Raw genomic sequence first — 15,319 nt, 5'->3', positions numbered from 1 at the left:
GCAGGGCCCGATGAGCATGCCAGCGATCGAACGTGTCATTCCCCTGGTCGGCCATCTGCCGGTCTCGATCCGCGAGGCGCTGGCGCGGCGCCTGCGCGAGCTTGCCGGCCTCGGCCTGATCGCACTGTCCGGCGTGGCGGCGGCGGCGCTGATGACGTGGTCGGTGCAGGACCCGAGTCTCAGTCACGCGACCTCGCGCCCGATCCGCAACCTGCTCGGCTACCCCGGCGCGATCGGCGCCGATCTGTTGATGCAGATTCTCGGCCTCGGCGCGATCATGCTGATCCTGCCGGTCGCGGTGTGGGGCTGGCGCATGCTGACCCATCGGAACTTCGACCGCGAGGCGCTGCGCCTTGGATGCTGGATTCTGTGCACCGTGATCGCGGCAGGCTTTGCAAGCTGCTGGCCGCACGGTGGCGCGTGGGCGCTGCCGACCGGCCTTGGCGGCGTCGTCGGCGACGCACTGGTGCGTGCGCCCGCTGTGGTATTCGGTCCGGCCGGCTTCACCTATCGCCTCGTGCTTGGCATCATCCTCTTTACGGCGATGTGCGCGGCTTTTCTGTTTGCCTGCGGCTGGGGCGCGCGCCCGAAAGAAGAGCTGACGCCGATCGAAGATGATGACGCGCCGTTCGTTGAAGAAGAAGAAGACCGCAGCTCGGTGTCGCTGGGATGGGTTTACCACGCCCTGATGAGCGCAAAGGCCCGGCTCGGATGGCTGATGAGTGCGGCCTACCGATCGCTGGTGTCCAGTTCGTCATCCTCTCGCACAGGCTCGTTCGAGCGTCAGGAGCCCAGCCTGAGCGGCCGCGCCGCGCCGGCACTGGCCCCGCAGGACGAAGAATTCGACGACGAGGAGGAAGAAGAGGAGGACGAGGAGGAGGAGGTCCCGGCCGCCCGCGCTCCGCGCAAGAAGCCCGCGCCGCGCCCGTCTTCCCGCAAATCCGAAAAGTTTGAATTGCCCGCGGTCTCGATGCTGACGGCGCCCAAGGCGTCCGACCGGCAGCCGCTCAGCAAGGCCGAGCTGGAGGCCAATTCGCGCACGCTGGAAGGCGTGCTCGGCGATTTCGGCGTCCGCGGCGAGATCGTCAAAGCCAACCCGGGACCGGTCGTCACGCTGTACGAACTCGAACCGGCGCCCGGCATCAAGTCCTCACGCGTCATCGGCCTGGCCGACGACATCGCCCGCTCGATGAGCGCGCTGTCGGCCCGCGTTGCCGTGGTCGCCGGCCGCAACGCCATCGGCATCGAGCTGCCGAACGCGCATCGCGAGAAAGTATATTTGCGCGAATTGCTGACCGCGAAAGACAGCAACGAATCGGTCGCCAAACTTCCGCTCTGCCTTGGCAAGACCATCGGCGGCGATCCCGTCATCATCGACCTGGCGCGCACCCCGCATATGCTGATCGCCGGCACCACCGGCTCCGGCAAATCGGTCGCCATCAACACCATGATCTTGAGCCTGGTCTACCGGCTGCGGCCGGATCAGTGCCGCCTGATCATGGTCGATCCCAAGATGCTCGAACTCTCGGTCTATGACGGCATCCCGCATCTGCTGACGCCGGTCGTGACCGATCCGAAGAAGGCGGTGGTCGCGCTGAAATGGGCCGTACGCGAGATGGAAGAGCGCTACAAGAAAATGGCCAAGCTCGGTGTGCGCAACATCGACGGCTACAACCAGCGTCTCCTCGAAGCCAAGAACAAGGGCGAAGACCTGACGCGCACGGTGCATACCGGTTTCGACAAGGAGACCGGCAAGGCGATCTACGAGGAGGAAAAGCTCGACCTCGAACCGCTGCCCTATATCGTCATCATCGTCGACGAAATGGCCGATCTGATGATGGTGGCCGGCAAGGACATCGAAGGCGCGGTGCAGCGCCTGGCGCAGATGGCGCGCGCCGCGGGACTGCACGTGATCCTCGCCACGCAACGTCCTTCGGTCGACGTCATCACCGGCACCATCAAGGCGAACTTCCCGACCCGCATTGCATTCCAGGTCACATCAAAAATTGACAGCCGCACCATTCTCGGCGAGATGGGCGCCGAGCAACTGCTCGGCCAGGGCGACATGCTCTATATGGCCGGCGGTGGTCGCATCAGCCGCGTGCACGGTCCCTTTGCCTCCGACGAGGAAGTCGAGAAGGTCGTGCGTCATCTCAAGACGCAAGGCGCGCCCGAATATCTGGAAGCGGTCACCGCGGAGGAACCGAGCGAAGAAGACGGCGCGGTATTCGATTCAACCGGCATGGGCGGGGATGGTGGCGGCGACCTGTTCGCGCAGGCGGTTGCGATCGTCAAACGCGACCGCAAGGCCTCAACTTCGTATATTCAACGGCGGCTGCAGATCGGCTACAACCGCGCCGCGTCGCTGATGGAGCGGATGGAACTCGAAGGTATCGTCGGCCAGGCGAATCATGCCGGCAAGCGCGAAATTCTGGTCCCGGAAGAAGAGGGCGGATTCTAGACACCGGCGCTGAGCGGGATTTGTCGCAACGAATTTCACGGAAAAACGATATCTCCTTTGCTCGAAAGCACGATAAACTGGCCCGGCAGCGGGACGCTTCATCGAATAGAGATCCGAAATATCTGATGACACAACAACCCACCCATCGCGGGCTGCGCTCCGGACTGGCCCTTTTGATTGCCACTGCCATCGCAGGCCTCGCGACGCCGGCTCTCTCGCAGAACGTTCCGGTTCCCAAACCTGCCCCAAAGGCCCGCGACGGTGGCGTGCAGATGAGCGCGCAGGAAAAAGGCCCGGCCACCACCGGCGCCACCCAGGCGCCGCCGAACCCGGTGATCCCCGACCCGCACCGCAATGTCCCGGCGAATGTGTTTGCGACCTTCGATGCCAACCAGAAGGCGCAGGCTGCGCGGGTGAGTTCCTATCTGTCCTCGCTGCAGACGCTGGTCGGAAATTTCGTCCAGGTCGGTCCTGATGGCAGCAAGACCAAGGGTGATTTCTATATCCAGAAGCCCGGCAAGGTGCGCTTTGAATATGACGACCCCAGCCCAATCGCGATCATCGCCGATGGCTCGGCGCTGGCCGTCCGCGATCGCAAGCTCGCGACCCAGGACATCTATCCGCTGTCGCAAACGCCGCTGCGTTTCCTGTTGTCGGACCGGATCGATCTGTTGAAGGACACCAATGTCGTCAACGTCACGGCCGATGACGTCTACATCAGCGTCACCATCGAGGAGAAGCAGGCCCTGATCGGCACCAGCCGGCTGATGCTGATGGTCGGCGTCAAGGACGGCCAGCTTAAGCAATGGACCGTGACCGACCCGCAGGGCTACGATACCACGGTCGCGGTCTACAATCTGGACTCTTCCAAGAAAGTCGATCCGGGCCTGTTCAAGATCGACTTCACCAACTACGTCACGCCGGCAAACTGACCGGACCACGTTCTGCGGAGCCGTAGGGCAGGCAAAGCCACCGGGTCGCGCAAATGCGCGCCCGATGATTCCGCCTGTGGACAAAGCGCGCGACGTCATCATGAACCGTGGTAAGACACGGCTCCCATGCGCCTTTCCCTGACAACCTGGAACATCAATTCAGTGCGCCTGCGCATCGACATCGTCGCTAAATTCCTCAAATCGGCGCGGCCGGACGTATTGTGCCTGCAGGAAACCAAATGCATCGACGACGCCTTTCCGCTGAAGCGCTTCAAGCGGCTCGGCTATGAACATGTCGCGCTGAACGGGCAGAAGGGTTACCACGGCGTTGCCATCGTCTCGCGATTGCCGTTCGAGACCACCGATATCAGAACCTTCTGCGACAAGATCGATTCGCGTCACATCTCGGTGGCGTTCGGCGAAAAGGCGCAGCTTGCGAAGCCACTGGTGCTACACAATTTCTACGTTCCGGCCGGCGGCGACATTCCGGATCCCGTGCTCAATCCGAAGTTCGATCACAAGCTGAAATTTCTCGACGAGATGAAGGCGTGCGAGCCGCTGCATCCGCGCGGCGACGACCGGCACATCCTGGTCGGCGACCTCAACGTCGCGCCGCACGAGAACGACGTGTGGTCGCACAGGCAGCTCCTGAAAGTCGTCTCGCACACGCCGATCGAATGTGAGAAGCTGCTGGCCGCGCAGGCCCATGGTGAATGGTTCGACGTCGCGCGCGAACGAATCCCGCTGTCGGAAAAGGTCTATACGTGGTGGAGCTACCGCGCCGCCGACTGGACCGTGGGCAACCGTGGCCGGCGCCTCGATCACATCTGGGTCTCGCGCGCACTGAAGGACGCGGTCATCGATTTCAGGATCACGCGCGACGCCCGCGGCTGGGAGCGTCCGTCCGACCATGTGCCGGTCACGGTGACGCTGGAAGTGTAGGGGACCGCGCCAGGCCCGCTGGGTCCTCATCCTGAGGAGTGGCGTCTTCGCCGCGTCGCGAAGGATGCAGGCCCATCTGTGGCTCATGGTTCGAGACGACACCGGCGCGCCTCCTCATCATGAGGATCATCAAATATTCAACTTGGCGCCGGCAATCAGGATATCACTGGTGAGCTGGCTGGTACGGGTAGCGAGCTCGTCGCGCAGGCGGCGCGCCGCGGCGGGATCGCTTTCGAGCACGCGTTGAAACAGGCTGCGCGCCACCCGGATGACTGACGAATGATCAAGCGCAACCGCACTCGACGGCCGCTTCATCGCGACGATCAGCGCCAATTCACCGATCAAGGCACCGGGGCCAGCAACGACTTCGGCCCCACGGTCCTCGACCCGGAACGTACCGCGCTGAACGATATAGCCTGCATCCGCATCGTCGCCCGCATTGAACAGATAATCGCCAGGCGAGAAATCGCGCTGCTCCGAACCAATCGCCAACATACGCAGTGCCGCCGTCCCCAACAGTCGTAATGTCGGGACCCGCTCGAGCAGGGCTACATCATCTTCGATCGACATGAACCGTTGACCGGGATGCGCGAAACTTACCAATCGTGGCCGCGAATCCTATCACGGCACCAGCTTGTAACCACCGGCTTCCGTCACCAGGATTTCCGGATTGGCCGCGTCCTTCTCGATCTTCTGCCTGAGACGGTAGATGTGGGTTTCCAGCGTGTGAGTCGTGACGCCTGAATTGTAGCCCCACACCTCCTGCAGCAGCGTCTCCCGCGACACTGGCAATTGGCCGGCGCGATACAGGAAGCGCAGGATCGCGGTTTCCTTTTCGGTCAGCCGCACCTTCCTGGCGTTGGCGGCGGTCAGCATCTTGGAGCCCGGGCGGAAGCTGTAAGGACCGACGGAAAAGACCGCATCCTCGCTGGCCTCGTGCTGACGGAGCTGCGCCCTGATCCGGGCGAGCAGGACAGCGAACCGGAACGGCTTTGCGACATAGTCGTTGGCGCCCGATTCAAGTCCCAGAATGGTGTCCGAATCGGTGTCGTGGCCGGTCAGCATGATGATCGGCGCCTTGAAGCCGCCCTTGCGCAGGCTGCGCACCACTTCCCTGCCGTCGGTGTCCGGCAAGCCGACATCCATGAGCACCAGATCGGGGGAGTTGGCTTTGGCGGCACTGGCGCCTTTGGCGCCGGTATCGACTGCGGAAGCTTCGAACTCCTCGTGCAGCGATAGTTGCTCAACCAGCGTGTCGCGCAGATCGGTATCATCATCCACGATCAGGATCTTGCGGGCATTGGGCATAGGATACGATCCTCTTGAGGCAGGCGGCGGACACCAGTGGAAGCGTCTCAAGCCGGGTCTTGGTCGATGACAACCTGATTCGCGAGTAAACCGGGTCGTCAGGCACTGATTCGCACTGAGGTAAGAAATTGTTACAGTTTCACAAGTCGAACCGCAGTCTATCCCAAATTTGAGGCACGTTTGGATGAATGTCCTGTAATGACGCCAAATCGGGCAATTGCGGCCGCGCAGGCAATCCCGGGATTCGGGCACCGGTATGGAAAACAAAGCTGTTTCAATCACTTATCCGACAGCTATGCGTGATCGTCCACTTGCGGCAATTTGGGTCCGAAGAGCGGCCGGCGACCCGCGCCGGGGTTGGCTGACAGCGGATGGCTGGACCGTTCCGGTGGCACTTGGTCGTGGCGGCATCCTTGCCAACAAGCGGGAGGGAGACGGCGGCACCCCGAGAGGCACGTATCACCCGCTGCGATTGTGGTGGCGCGCCGACCGTCATCCGCGCCCGCGGACCTATCTCCCGGTCCGACCGATCCGACCGGAAGACGCCTGGTGCGAAGACCCGCAGGACCGTCATTACAATCAACCCATCCGTCTGGTCCGGGATCAGCCCGGCGACCGGCTGACGCGCGAGGATCACCTCTACGATTTCATCGTCGAAATCGATCACAACAGTGCGCCGCGCATCTCCGGCCGCGGCAGCGCGGTGTTCCTGCATCTGGCGCGCTCAGACTTCTCGCCAACGGCGGGATGCGTTTCGATGACGAAAGCTTCGATGCTGCGGCTGTTGCGGCGGATGGGTCCGCACACCAGAATCATGATCCGCTGATGGGAATCGAAACAATGCTCGACAAGAACGCGATAGCAGCCGCGTCAAAAACCCTGCACGACCATTGGCGCGCCGGCACCAAGCTTGCCGCGCTTGGCGAGTCGCTGCGGCCGCGCGACCGCATTGAGGCCTACGCGATCCAGGCGGAAATCGAAAGATACTCGTCCGACAGTTTATTTGGCTGGAAGATCGCGGCGACCAGCGAAGCCGGGCAAATGCACATCAATGTCGACGGCCCCATGGCCGGGCGCATTCTGGCAGAGACCGTGATTCCGGATGGCGGCACGGCATCAATGGCCGGCAACGAAATGCGCGTCGCCGAACCCGAATTCGCCTTTCGCATGCGCGTCGATCTGCCGGCGCGCTCGACGCCCTATGCGATGCAGCAGGTTCTTGACGCCGTCGACACGCTGCATCCGGCGATCGAAATCCCGGACTCGCGGTTTGCCGATTTCGTCAGCGCCGGAGAAGCTCAGCTCATCGCCGACAATGCCTGCGCGCATCTGTTCGTGCTGGGACCTGCCGCAACGGCGGACTGGCGCTCGTTGGATCTCGTCGCGGAGCGGCCGGTCATCACGATGCGCGGGCAGCAATTTGTCGGTCACGGCAAAAATGTGCTGGGCGATCCCCGGATAGCGCTGACCTGGCTCGCCAATGAACTGCGCCTGCTTGGCGTGACGCTGAAGGCGGGGCAGATCGTCACAACGGGTACTTGTCACCCACCGCTGCCGATTCAATCGGGCGATTTCTGCGCCGCTGATTTCGGTTCGCTCGGAAAGGTGTCGGTGGGGTTTGAGTAAGCCTCATTCGCAGCCGACGTCGTCCCGCGTTCGCAGGAACGATAGCCTACCGCTTACCGTGCCCCGAAAATTGCGGACCCCACGCGCACATGCGTCGCGCCGAGCAGGATCGCGACCGCGAAATCGGCGCTCATGCCCATCGACAAATTTTTCAAGCCATTGCGCGCGGCGATTTTGGCCGTTAGCGCGAAATGCGGCGCCGGCGCCTGGTTGACCGGCGGAATGCACATCAGGCCGGAAATGACGAGACCATATTTGTCGCGGCAGCTCGCGATGAAGGCGTCGGCCTCGCCGGGCGCCACGCCGGCCTTCTGCGGCTCTTCGCCGGTGTTGATCTGAACGAACAGTTCCGGCCGTTTATTCTGCGAATTGATTTCCTTGGCCAGCGCTTCGCAGATGCTGGGACGGTCGACGGAATGGATGGCGTCGAACAGCGCCACCGCTTCCTTTGCCTTGTTGGATTGCAGTGGTCCGATCAGGTGTAACGCAATTCCGGGACGAGCCGCAATCAGCGCCGGCCATTTCGCCTTGGCCTCCTGCACGCGATTTTCGCCGAACGCACGCTGTCCGGCATCGATGACGGGTGAAATGGCCGCGGCGTCGAACGTCTTCGACACCGCGATCAGCGTCACCGATGCGCGCTCGCGGCGCGCTTCCTTGCACGCGCGCGCGATGTCTTGCTCCACCTGGGCCAGACCGTTTGGTAAAGACTTGGTTAGCGGCGTCGCCATCGCTTTCGTGTCGTATCCTGTTCTTCTGAATTCTCTTGGCTGAATTCCTGGCCGAAGATTCTATGGCATTTCCTCGAATTTTACCAAGTTCGGGAAAGGCTTTTTGAAACCTTCGCTCTACCTTGCGCCGCGGGGGGCAGGGATGTCTGGCGTTAGTTTCAGCCGCAATCGGGTCAAACTCAAGAAGCTTCTGGGAATCCGGGCGCGGCTTGCGATGCTGGCCGTGATGCTGGTGGCCCCCTTGATGCTGGAGCGCGTCCGTTCGCTTGAGGACGCGCGCGCCAAGCAGATCGCGATGGCTTCCGAAGAATACGCCAATATCACCCATCACAGCGCCGAGACCCAGCGTGAGGTGATCTCCTCCGTCGAGACCATGTTGAAATCGGCCGCCTATATCCGCGCCTCCAGCGGCATCGGGCGCAGTTGCGAGATCCTGCGCGCCAGCCTGCCCGCCAACCTGCCCTGGATCCGCAGCATCATGCTCGTGAGCAAGGAAGGTGTGGTGCAGTGTTCCACACTGAACATTCAGGTCGGCCTCAACATCGGCGATCGCGAGTATTTCAGGAAGGCGCAACAAAACCGTGATTTCGTTTTCAGCGACTATCTGTTCGGCAGGGTCAGCAATCGGCCGATCATGATGGCGGCGTATCCGGTATCGGCGATCAATCCGGAGGAAGACTCGGTTGCGGTCGCCGGCATCAATCTCGACTGGCTGTCGAAGATCATGGCCAACTTCAGCGGTCGGCCCGGCATTTCAGCGCTCCTGATCGATAGCACCGGCGTCGTGCTGGCCGCACCGCCCGACCAGGCCAGCATGATCGGCCAGCCGCTCGACAACGTGCCGCTGTTGTCAGCCATCACCTACAAGGCGCTGAGCTCCAACTCCGATACAGGTTCGCTCTCGTTCACCGCCACCGATGGCTCGAAGCGCGCCATCAGTTTCGCGCGCATTCCCGGAACGCAATCGCGCCTGGTCGTCAGCGTCGACGAAGCCAAGGTGACGGCGGTGATCAATGGCGAGATCCGCACCGCCTATCTTCAATTGGGATTGGTCTGCCTGTTCGTGCTGCTCGGAGCATTGATCGGCGCCGAGAAGCTGATCATTAATCCGATCGAGGTCATGGCCGGCATGGCCAAGCGGTTCGGCGAAGGCGACTGGTCGGCCCGCGTCTCGCGCAGGCGGCTGCCCTCGGAGTTCATGCCACTTGCGCGCGCCTTCAACGCGATGGCGGCCCAGCTCAGCCGCCGCGAGCGCGAGCTTGTCGCCACCAATGATCGCCTCACCGTAATGGCGTCGATCGACATGCTGTCAGGTCTCGCCAATCGCCGCGGCTTCCGGAGCCGGCTGGATTTCGAGTGGATGAAGGCGCAGCAGTATCCGTGCGAGCTGTCGCTCCTGATGATCGACGTCGATCACTTCAAGCTCTACAACGACACCTATGGCCACCCCGAGGGCGACGCCTGTCTCACCCGGATCGGTGAGGCGCTGGCCGGCATCGCCGGCGACAATTTGGGCTTTGCCGGCCGCTATGGCGGCGAGGAGTTCTGCCTGTTGTTGCCGAACACCAGCGCGCAGAAGGCGCTCGAGATCGGCGAAACGGTACGCGCCAGCGTTCAGGGCCTTGGCCTGCCCCACATCACGTCCAGCTACGGAATTGTTACCGTCAGCGTCGGCGTCGCCGCGACGCTTCCGAACGACGCCCAAACCCCCGGCGAGCTGATCGAAGCCGCGGACGCCGCCCTCTACGCCGCCAAGCACCGCGGCCGCAACACCGTGGTCGAGCACGGATTCGCCAAGCCGGTGGACGAGACGGGCATGGCGATGGCGGGGTGAGCGGACGCCACACCTTTGGCCAAATGGCCGTTCCTACTATCCCACGCCGTTGACCCCGCAGCCGCTTTTGTGGCCTAGTCCGCCGTCCTCTGGACGGGACCCGAATCCACAAATAGCTCTGCGATTTCATGACCTCCGAACGCTACAACGCCCGTGAATCCGAGCCGCGCTGGCAACGCCAGTGGGACGAAAAGGCGATTTTCGCCTCGAAGAACGACGATTCCAGGCCGAAATATTACGTGCTCGAGATGTTCCCCTACCCGTCCGGGCGCATCCATATCGGACATGTCAGGAACTATACGCTTGGCGACGTGCTGGCGCGGTTCATGCGCGCCAAGGGCTTCAACGTTCTGCACCCGATGGGTTGGGACGCGTTCGGGTTGCCGGCGGAGAATGCCGCGATCGAGCGCAAGGTCGCGCCCAAGGCCTGGACCTACGACAACATCGCCGCGATGAAGAAGCAGTTGCGGTCGATCGGGCTGTCGCTCGACTGGTCACGCGAGTTCGCGACCTGCGACCCCAGCTATTACAAGCATCAGCAAAAGATGTTTCTCGACTTCCTGCGCGCAGGCTTAGCCGAACGCGAGAAGCGCAAGATCAACTGGGACCCGGTCGACATGACCGTGCTCGCCAACGAGCAGGTGATCGACGGCCGCGGCTGGCGCTCCGGCGCTCTCGTCGAGCAGCGCGAGATGAACCAGTGGGTCTTCAAGATCACGAAGTACTCGCAGGAGCTCCTGGACGCGTTGAATGGGCTGGACCGCTGGCCCGACAAGGTCCGGCTGATGCAGCGCAACTGGATCGGCCGCTCCGAGGGCCTCTTGGTCCGCTTTGCGCTGGATTCCGCGACGACGCCGGCGGGCGAATCCGAGTTGAAGATTTTCACGACACGGCCCGACACGCTGTTCGGCGCCAAGTTCATGGCGATCTCGGCGGATCATCCGCTGGCGCAAGCCGCCGCCGCCAAGAACCCTGATCTCGCCGAGTTCATCGCCGAGGTGAAGCGGATCGGCACCGCGCAGGAAATCATCGATACCGCCGAGAAACAGGGCTTTGACACCGGCATCAAAGCGCTCCATCCGTTCGACCCGAACTGGAAGCTGCCGGTCTATGTCGCGAATTTCGTGCTGATGGAGTACGGCACCGGCGCCATCTTCGGCTGTCCGGCGCATGACCAGCGCGACCTCGACTTCGTCAACAAGTACAATCTAGGCAACACGCCGGTAGTCTGCCCCGAAGGTCAGGACCCGAAGACGTTCGTCATCACTGACACCGCCTATGACGGCGACGGCCGCATGATCAATTCGCGCTTCCTTGACGGCATGACCATCGATCAGGCCAAGGAGGAAGTCGCCAAGCGGCTGGAGACGGAAGTTCGCGGCAACGCGCCGGTCGGCGAACGGCAGGTGAATTTCCGCCTGCGCGACTGGGGCATTTCGCGCCAGCGCTATTGGGGCTGCCCGATCCCGGTGATCCATTGCGAAAAGTGCGACGTCGTGCCGGTGCCGGACGACCAATTGCCGGTGACCCTGCCCGACGACGCGACCTTTGACAGGCCGGGCAATGCGCTCGACCATCATCCGACCTGGAAGCACGTCACCTGTCCGAAATGCGGCGGCAAGGCCCAGCGCGAGACCGACACCATGGATACCTTCGTGGATTCGTCCTGGTATTTTGCGCGTTTCACCGATCCCTGGAACGAGAAGGCGCCGACAACGCCGGACGTTGCCAACCGCATGATGCCGATCGACCAATATATCGGCGGCGTCGAGCACGCGATCCTGCACCTGCTCTACAGCCGCTTCTTCACCCGCGCGATGAAAGCGACCGGCCATATCAGCATGGACGAGCCGTTCGCCGGCATGTTCACGCAGGGCATGGTGGTGCACGAGACCTATCAGAAGGCCGACGGCAGCTACGTGACGCCGGCCGAAGTGAAGGTCGAGGTCATCGGCGGCGAGCGGCGCGCGACGATGATCGAAGGCGGCGAGGAGGTGTCGATCGGCGCGATCGAGAAGATGTCGAAGTCGAAGAAGAACACCGTCGACCCCGACGACATCATCGCGACCTACGGCGCCGACGTCGCGCGCTGGTTCATGCTGTCGGACTCTCCGCCCGATCGCGACGTGATCTGGAGCGACGAACGGGTGCAGGGCGCGGCGCGCTTCGTGCAGCGGCTGTGGCGGCTGGTAAACGAATCGGCCGGAATCGCCAAGCAGGCCCCTGCCGACCGCCCGGCCTCCTTCGGCGCCGATGCGCTCGCCCTGCGCAAGGCCGCCCATGGCGCGCTGGACAAGGTATCGTCCGGCATCGAGCGGCTGCATTTCAATGTCTGCCTTGCCCACATCCGGGAATTCACCAACGCGCTCGCGGAGGTGCTGGGCCGCGAGGTCAAGCCAGCGCCGGATTTGGCCTGGTCGGTCCGGGAGGCCGTCATCATTCTGGTTCAACTATTCTCCCCGATGATGCCGCATCTGGCCGAGGAGTGCTGGCAGATTCTGGGGCAGTCCGGGCTGATTTCGGAAGCCAACTGGCCCCAAATCGAACGCGATTTGCTGGTTGAAGACACCGTGACGCTGGTGGTCCAGGTCAACGGCAAGAAGCGGGGTGATGTCACCGTGCCACGGGGCGCCCAAAATCCGGAAATTGAGGCTGCCGTTTTGGCGCTCGATGCGGTAAAACTCGCCCTCGGCGGCAAGGCCGTCCGCAAGGTAATCGTTGTTCCCATGAGGATCGTGAATGTCGTTGGCTAGGACCCGGATCGCCGTCCGGCTCATCGCCGTCGCCGCCCTGGCGGCGCTCACGGCCGGCTGTTTCCAGCCAATGTACGCAGAGCGTAACGACGGCAAGCCCGGCCTGCGCGAAAAGCTGATGGGCGTGGAAATCCCGCCGGTCGAGAAGAACAACGCCTCACGCGAAGCTCGCATCCAGGTGGAGATCCGCAACGCGTTGGCGTTCAAGCTCTACGGCAACGCCACCGGCATGCCGCCGACCCACCGGCTGGTGCTGCGCTTCAATACCACGCGCTCCTCGCTGATGATTGATCAGGCGACCGCGCTGCCGACGAGCGAAAACTACGGCATCGACGCGCAGTACAATCTGATCGACCTCGCCACCAACAAATCGGTCATGACCGGGACCACCTTCTCTCGGGTGTCCTATGACATTCCGGGCAATCTGCAGCGCTTCGCCCGCGCCCGCGCCTTCCGCGACGCCGAGGATCGCGCCGCCAACGAAATCGCGGAAAACATCCAGACCCGCCTGGCGTCCTACTTCTACGCCGGCACCTGATTCCGTTGGTCGCGCTCCGCGGAAAAGACATCGACGCTTTTCTCGCCCGGCCCGATCCCGGCCGCCCCATCATTCTGCTTTACGGTCCCGATGCCGGCCTGGTGCGCGAGCGCGCCGACGCACTTGTGGCGTCCGCCGTCGACGATCCCAACGATCCGTTTTCGCTGGTGCGGCTGGATGGCGACGAGCTGGCGGCCGAACCCTCACGGCTGGTCGATGAGGCCATGACGATCCCGATGTTTGGCGGCCGCCGCGCCATTCGCGTGCGCGCCGGCTCGCGCAGTTTTGCCAGCGGCGTCGATACGCTGGCAGACACACCGGTGAAGGATTGCCGCATCGTGATTGAGGCCGGCGAGCTGCGGCCGGAATCGCCGCTGCGCAAAGCCTGCGAGCGCGCCAAGACCGCGGTCGCTATCGCCTGCTATCCCGATACCGAGCGCGATCTTGCCAGACTGATCGACGAAGAACTACGGACGTCCAATTTGCGGATCGGCTCGGACGCACGGGCGGTGCTGATGTCGTTGCTCGGCGGCGACCGCCAGGCCTCCCGCAACGAGCTGCGCAAGCTCGCGCTTTATTCGCACGGCAAGGGCGAGATCGCGCTCGACGACGTCATGACCGTCGTGTCGGATGCGTCCGAACTGAAGCTCGACCCGATCGTGGATGGCGCCTTTGCCGGCAAGCCCGATCTGGTCGAAAGCGAATTTGCCAAGGCGATGGTCGCCGGCACCTATCCCGGTGTGATCATTTCCGCCGCGCAGCGCCAGGCTGCTTGGCTGCACAAATCGGCGCTCGCGGTCGCCGAAGGCACGCCGGTCTCGACCCTGTTGGAAAGCGGCTATCCGCGCCTGCATTTCTCGCGCAAGGGCGCCGTCGAAATCGCATTGCGCAATTTCAGCGCTGCGCGGCTGGCCGGGATCATCGATCAACTCGGGACGGCGGCGCTGGACATGCGCAAGCAGGCCTCGCTGGCGTCAGCGATTGCGCTGCGGACGTTACTATCGATCGCGGCGAACGCGAAGCGAAGGGGATAAGGGAAAGTATTTCGGATCGTCATTGCGAGCAAAGCAAAGCAACCCATTTCACCGCAAGCAGATGGATGGATTGCTTCACCGCTGTCGCTGCTCGCAATGACACGAAGATGCCGTCAAGTCCCCTTCTCCAGCCGCCGCATCACCTCATCGAGCTGTTCGAGATTGCGATAGCTGACCTGGACAGTGCCACCGGGATCCCGGTGGTTGACGGCTACGGTGAGACCGAGCGCGTCGCTGACGCGCTTCTCCAACGCGATCGTGTCGGGATCTTTGGTCTTGCCGCCGCCCCTTGCCTTCTGCGGCTTGCGCTCCGGCACGCCCTCTTCATGCGCCAGCGCCTCGGCCTGGCGTACGTTGAGGCCTTGCTCGACGATGCGCTTCGCCGCCGCCAGCGGATCGGGCACCCCGATCAGGGCGCGAGCGTGACCTGCGGACAATTCGCCGCTCTTGATATAGGCCTGCACCTCCGCCGGCAGCTTTGTCAGCCGCATCATGTTGGCGACATGGCTGCGGCTCTTGCCGACTTCCCTGGCGATTTCTTCCTGGCTGCGTTTGAATTCATCGGCCAGCGCGTGATAGCCCTGCGCCTCTTCCATCGCGTTGAGGTCTTCGCGCTGAACGTTCTCGATAATCATGATCTCGAGTGCGTCGCTGTCGCTGACATCGATGGGGACGATCGGCACCTCGTGCAGGCTGGCGAGCTGCGCGGCGCGCCAGCGGCGTTCGCCGGCGATGATCTCGTAGCGATCCTGGGCGCCCTTCACCGGACGGACCACGATCGGCTGGATCACACCGTGCTGCTTGACCGAGCTGGCGAGCTCGCCGAGTTCGTTATCGGAGAAGGTCCGGCGCGGGTTGCGCGGATTCGGTTTTAAGAATTCGATCGGCACCTTGCGCTGATTGCGCGGCCGTTCGACATGCGCGGTCTCGCCACCGACATCACCGATCAGACTTGCGAGGCCACGGCCCAACCGCGAACCCGTTTTGTCGGCCATCGCCAACTCCTTAGACTGCACTCGACTACTCCGAAACAGAATTTTATTGACCTCGTCGTCATTCCGGGCGCGTCGTCAGACGCGAACCCGGAATCTCGAGATGAGATTCGCTTCGCCATCTCGAGATTCCGGTTCAATCCGCTCGCGCGGATTGTCCGGAATGAC

The 15,319-nt window shown here is 62.9% G+C and carries 13 protein-coding genes; 9 read left to right on the top strand and 4 right to left on the bottom strand.

The window, feature by feature from the left end; genetic code table 11:
* Positions 1–10: 10 nt before the first annotated feature.
* The 3 genes from HCN50_RS25770 (at position 11) to HCN50_RS25760 (ending at position 4,335) form a co-directional block, all read left to right on the top strand.
* Entirely contained in the window at positions 11–2,461 is a 2,451-nt protein-coding gene (locus HCN50_RS25770) for a DNA translocase FtsK (RefSeq protein WP_171712704.1), read from the top strand.
* Between the two features lie 125 nt (positions 2,462–2,586).
* A complete protein-coding gene (locus tag HCN50_RS25765; protein ID WP_171712703.1) occupies positions 2,587–3,393 on the top strand; it encodes an outer membrane lipoprotein carrier protein LolA in 807 nt (268 codons plus the stop codon).
* Between the two features lie 126 nt (positions 3,394–3,519).
* On the top strand, positions 3,520–4,335 hold the full coding sequence (locus tag HCN50_RS25760; protein ID WP_171712702.1) for an exodeoxyribonuclease III: 816 nt from the start codon (positions 3,520–3,522) through the stop codon (positions 4,333–4,335).
* Positions 4,336–4,464: 129 nt separating this feature from the next.
* Here HCN50_RS25760 and HCN50_RS25755 read toward each other — a convergent pair whose 3' ends face one another.
* Both HCN50_RS25755 and HCN50_RS25750 read right to left on the bottom strand, forming a co-directional pair.
* Positions 4,465–4,905, bottom strand: a complete 441-nt coding sequence (locus tag HCN50_RS25755) for a cyclic nucleotide-binding domain-containing protein (protein ID WP_171712701.1) — start codon at positions 4,903–4,905, stop codon at positions 4,465–4,467.
* Positions 4,906–4,956: 51 nt separating this feature from the next.
* Complete coding sequence (locus tag HCN50_RS25750) at positions 4,957–5,643, bottom strand: response regulator transcription factor (protein ID WP_028348340.1); 687 nt, start codon at positions 5,641–5,643, stop codon at positions 4,957–4,959.
* Between the two features lie 256 nt (positions 5,644–5,899).
* Here HCN50_RS25750 and HCN50_RS25745 point away from each other — a divergent pair, with 256 nt between their 5' ends.
* The gene (locus HCN50_RS25745; RefSeq protein ID WP_171712700.1) at positions 5,900–6,469 is read left to right on the top strand and encodes a L,D-transpeptidase family protein; all 570 of its coding nucleotides are present in this window, start codon (positions 5,900–5,902) and stop codon (positions 6,467–6,469) included.
* Between the two features lie 14 nt (positions 6,470–6,483).
* Complete coding sequence (locus HCN50_RS25740; RefSeq protein ID WP_171712883.1) at positions 6,484–7,269, top strand: 2-keto-4-pentenoate hydratase; 786 nt, start codon at positions 6,484–6,486, stop codon at positions 7,267–7,269.
* A 53-nt stretch (positions 7,270–7,322) separates the two neighbouring features.
* On the opposite strand, the gene HCN50_RS25735 is transcribed toward HCN50_RS25740, so the two are convergent.
* The gene (locus tag HCN50_RS25735; protein WP_171712699.1) at positions 7,323–8,000 is read right to left on the bottom strand and encodes a YggS family pyridoxal phosphate-dependent enzyme; all 678 of its coding nucleotides are present in this window, start codon (positions 7,998–8,000) and stop codon (positions 7,323–7,325) included.
* A gap of 142 nt (positions 8,001–8,142) precedes the next feature.
* Between HCN50_RS25735 and HCN50_RS25730 the strand changes: the two genes are divergently transcribed.
* From HCN50_RS25730 to holA, 4 genes are all read left to right on the top strand, one after another.
* Positions 8,143–9,834: a sensor domain-containing diguanylate cyclase gene (locus HCN50_RS25730; protein ID WP_171712698.1), complete on the top strand. Its 1,692-nt coding sequence runs from the start codon at positions 8,143–8,145 to the stop codon at positions 9,832–9,834.
* A gap of 128 nt (positions 9,835–9,962) precedes the next feature.
* Positions 9,963–12,587 carry a leucine--tRNA ligase gene (gene leuS / locus HCN50_RS25725; protein WP_171712697.1) on the top strand — a complete coding sequence of 875 codons (2,625 nt, stop codon included), beginning with the start codon at positions 9,963–9,965 and terminating at the stop codon, positions 12,585–12,587.
* On the top strand, positions 12,574–13,125 hold the full coding sequence (gene lptE / locus HCN50_RS25720) for an LPS assembly lipoprotein LptE (protein ID WP_171712696.1): 552 nt from the start codon (positions 12,574–12,576) through the stop codon (positions 13,123–13,125). Before leuS ends, lptE begins: the two co-directional genes overlap by 14 nt.
* Before the next feature lie 5 nt (positions 13,126–13,130).
* Positions 13,131–14,159: a DNA polymerase III subunit delta gene (holA, locus tag HCN50_RS25715; protein ID WP_171712695.1), complete on the top strand. Its 1,029-nt coding sequence runs from the start codon at positions 13,131–13,133 to the stop codon at positions 14,157–14,159.
* Positions 14,160–14,272: 113 nt separating this feature from the next.
* Here holA and HCN50_RS25710 read toward each other — a convergent pair whose 3' ends face one another.
* Positions 14,273–15,154, bottom strand: coding sequence for a ParB/RepB/Spo0J family partition protein (locus HCN50_RS25710; RefSeq protein WP_171712694.1), 882 nt, complete (start codon positions 15,152–15,154; stop codon positions 14,273–14,275).
* Between the last annotated feature and the right edge of the window lie 165 nt (positions 15,155–15,319).

The sequence above is a fragment of the Bradyrhizobium archetypum genome (assembly GCF_013114835.1).
Lineage (GTDB): Bacteria > Pseudomonadota > Alphaproteobacteria > Rhizobiales > Xanthobacteraceae > Bradyrhizobium > Bradyrhizobium archetypum.
Note: the sequence above shows the minus strand (reverse complement) of the source record. Positions and strands in the feature narration are given on the sequence as shown.

Coding starts and splice junctions, on each gene's coding strand:
- leuS (WP_171712697.1), top strand. CDS start 9,963: ATGACCTCCGAACGCTACAACGCCCGTGAATCCGAGCCGCGCTGGCAA.
- HCN50_RS25745 (WP_171712700.1), top strand. CDS start 5,900: ATGGAAAACAAAGCTGTTTCAATCACTTATCCGACAGCTATGCGTGAT.
- HCN50_RS25770 (WP_171712704.1), top strand. CDS start 11: ATGAGCATGCCAGCGATCGAACGTGTCATTCCCCTGGTCGGCCATCTG.
- HCN50_RS25755 (WP_171712701.1), bottom strand. CDS start 4,905: ATGTCGATCGAAGATGATGTAGCCCTGCTCGAGCGGGTCCCGACATTA.
- HCN50_RS25750 (WP_028348340.1), bottom strand. CDS start 5,643: ATGCCCAATGCCCGCAAGATCCTGATCGTGGATGATGATACCGATCTG.
- HCN50_RS25740 (WP_171712883.1), top strand. CDS start 6,484: ATGCTCGACAAGAACGCGATAGCAGCCGCGTCAAAAACCCTGCACGAC.
- HCN50_RS25710 (WP_171712694.1), bottom strand. CDS start 15,154: ATGGCCGACAAAACGGGTTCGCGGTTGGGCCGTGGCCTCGCAAGTCTG.
- HCN50_RS25730 (WP_171712698.1), top strand. CDS start 8,143: ATGTCTGGCGTTAGTTTCAGCCGCAATCGGGTCAAACTCAAGAAGCTT.
- HCN50_RS25765 (WP_171712703.1), top strand. CDS start 2,587: ATGACACAACAACCCACCCATCGCGGGCTGCGCTCCGGACTGGCCCTT.
- HCN50_RS25735 (WP_171712699.1), bottom strand. CDS start 8,000: ATGGCGACGCCGCTAACCAAGTCTTTACCAAACGGTCTGGCCCAGGTG.
- HCN50_RS25760 (WP_171712702.1), top strand. CDS start 3,520: ATGCGCCTTTCCCTGACAACCTGGAACATCAATTCAGTGCGCCTGCGC.
- lptE (WP_171712696.1), top strand. CDS start 12,574: ATGTCGTTGGCTAGGACCCGGATCGCCGTCCGGCTCATCGCCGTCGCC.